2 protein-coding genes are annotated in these 2,815 nt (G+C 51.3%); both read left to right on the forward strand.

Translation table 11 applies throughout. The annotated features are described in order from the left end of the window. The coding region (locus tag NT002_14355; protein MCX6830445.1) for a heavy metal translocating P-type ATPase at positions 1 to 2,131 on the forward strand (2,131 nt) is incomplete at its 5' end. 153 nt (positions 2,132 to 2,284) lie between these two features. After that, positions 2,285 to 2,815: aminoacyl-tRNA hydrolase (gene pth / locus NT002_14360; GenBank protein ID MCX6830446.1), on the forward strand; the 531-nt coding region annotated here is incomplete at its 3' end.

Raw genomic sequence — 2,815 nt, forward strand, 5'->3', positions numbered from 1 at the left:
TCAGGGAGTCAAAATCGCCCAGGTAAATTATGCCCTGGGAACGGCGGCGGTCAATTTTGAGCCGGACAAGGTTGATGAGAAATCTATCCTGGAGTCAATCACGAATCTGGGATACTCCCCTCATTTAGCGGAAAACGGTGAGGATGTTTTTGCCGGAGAGTTGTCCTCGGCTCGCAGGAATTTCATGTCGGCTCTGATTTTTGCTCTCCCGGTAATAATTCTGAGCATGATCGCCATGTTTCTCAAGCCGCATCTGATTGACCATCGGGTCGAAGGCTCAATCCTCTTCTTTTTGACCCTGCCGGTTCTTTTCTATTCCGGTCGGGATATTTTTGCCGATGCCTGGCTTCAAACCCGTCATTGGCGCGCCAATATGAATTCCCTGATAGCGCTTGGCTCACTGGCGGCTTTCCTGTATAGTAGTTACCTGGTGCTGGATATTCTCTATTTCAAAAAGCTAACGGAGTTTCACTTCTATTTCGAGACGGCGGCGGCAATTGTGACTTTGATTCTCTTGGGGCGATTTTTGGAGAGCCGTGCCAAAGGAAAGGCCCGCGATGCAATCGGTTCTCTGCTGCGCCTTCGCCCCGAAAAGGCCACCGCCATAGTCGAGGGAACGGAGACGGAAGTGCCTGTTTCCGCTATCCAGCCGGGGATGATAATGCTGGTTCGGGCGGGCGGGAGAATTCCTGCCGATGGAAATATTATTGACGGTGAACCATCCATAGATGAATCGATGTTGACCGGGGAATCAGTGCCGGTCGATAAGCGGGTTGGTGATAGTGTTATCGGCGGTTCGGTCAACGGCAACCGGGCGTTCCGGTTTGAGGTGACCGGCACCGGTGATAATACTTTCCTGGCCGGAATAATCCGGCTTGTCTCGGAGGCTCAAAATCGCAAGGCGCCGGTACAGAAACTGGCGGACAAGATCGCCGGGATTTTTGTTCCGATTGTACTTCTGATCGCCATATTGACTTTTGTCCTCTGGTTCATTTTTGATCGCAGCAGCTCAATGCTTCTCACGGCCCCGGTGGCGGTACTTATCATTGCCTGTCCCTGCGCGCTGGGACTGGCGACGCCGACCGCCATACTGACGGGCACCGGGCGGGCGGCAAGACGCGGAATTTATATTCGCGGCGGCGATATTCTGGAGCGGACAGTTAAAGCCGACTATGTCATTTTCGACAAGACCGGCACTCTGACCGAGGGACGATTTGAGGTAGCCGATTTTAAGAGCGCCGGAAATATCAAGGATGAGTTTCTTTTCCAGATGGCCGCTTCGGCCGAAGCGGGGTCTTCACATCCGCTGGCCAATGCCATTGTGGAAAAAGCACGGTCGCTGGATATCAAACTTATCTCGGTCAAAAATCTTATGGAATTTCCCGGATTCGGGCTGAAGGGGCAGGTCAATGGGTCAACGGTCATAGTCGGCAATGCAGCGACCATGGAAAAGGATGAAATCTCTCTGGAGGAATTGCGCGAGGCGGCCAATGAGGAGATGACCAAAGGTAGAACGGTGGTTTTTGTTGCGCGCGATAAAATCCTGCTTGGTTATTTTGCTCTGGCCGACCGGATGAAAGATGAAGCGCCCGAAGTGGTGGCCAGGCTCAAGCAGGATGGCCGCAAAGTTATCATGCTGACCGGGGATAATTACCGCACGGCCAAAGGGGTATCGGCGCTTCTGGGAATTGATAAATATGAAGCGGGAATCAAACCGAATGAAAAATCGACCATTGTCGAAACTTTCCGGCGAGCCGGGAATACGGTTATTATGGTCGGTGACGGTATCAATGATGCACCGGCGCTGGCCGCCGCCGATATTGGGGTGGCGCTGGGATCCGGCACTGATGTGGCAATGGAATCGGCCGATATTATTCTGGTCCGGAATGACCTCCGTTCCCTTCTCGAGGCGCTCGAAATCTCAAAATTGACTTTCAAAACCATCAAGCAAAATCTTTTCTGGGCTTTTTTCTATAATGTTGTCGCCATACCGATTGCGGCGGGGGTATTGTATCCTCTCTTTGGTTTCGGACTTTCCCCGGTAATAGCGGCGGCGGCAATGTCGTTTTCCTCCGTTTTTGTCGTGACCAATTCGCTTCGATTGCTTAAGGTAAAGACCGCGGCCACATAATAAATATATTGCCGGAGCCGCGAATCAGAAAGCCCTGTCCGTTTCGACCATGTGGGATGGTAAAAGAGGGCTCTATTGCCGTGGGTCAGGCCATGAGAAAAATCGCGATGGATATGGATGATGGAACCAAAGTAACTTATATTCCCATTTAATATGGTTTCGCTAATTATCGGTCTGGGGAATATCGGGGAAGAATATTTCCACACCCGGCATAATCTGGGATTTGACCTTCTGGCAATACTTTGCGAGAAATGGCAGATAAGGCCGGGTCTGGGTTCGGGAGATTATTTTATAGCGGAAAAGGAGATTGAAACCGGTCTTATCAGGCTGGTCTGGCCTACCACTTTCATGAACAATTCGGGCCTGGCAGTAGCGCAGGTTATGGAGAAATTCGAACTGTCCCCCAACGACTTACTGATTATCTATGACGATTTTAATATTCCTCTGGGAAGACTTCGGATTCGTCTGGGTGGCTCCGATGGCGGCCATAATGGCATGGCTTCTATTATCAGCCATCTGGGAACCGAGGATATCCTCCGGCTCCGGATGGGGATCGGGCCGGTTCCAGAGGGGATTGATCCGATGACTTTGGTCCTCAGCCGTTTCCGGGAAGAAGAGTTGGAAATAAGAAACAAAATGCTTGTAAAAGCGGGGGAGAGCGTATTATATTTACTGGCTCACGGC

The organism is Candidatus Zixiibacteriota bacterium (assembly GCA_026397505.1).
Lineage (GTDB): Bacteria > Zixibacteria > MSB-5A5 > GN15 > PGXB01 > JAPLUR01.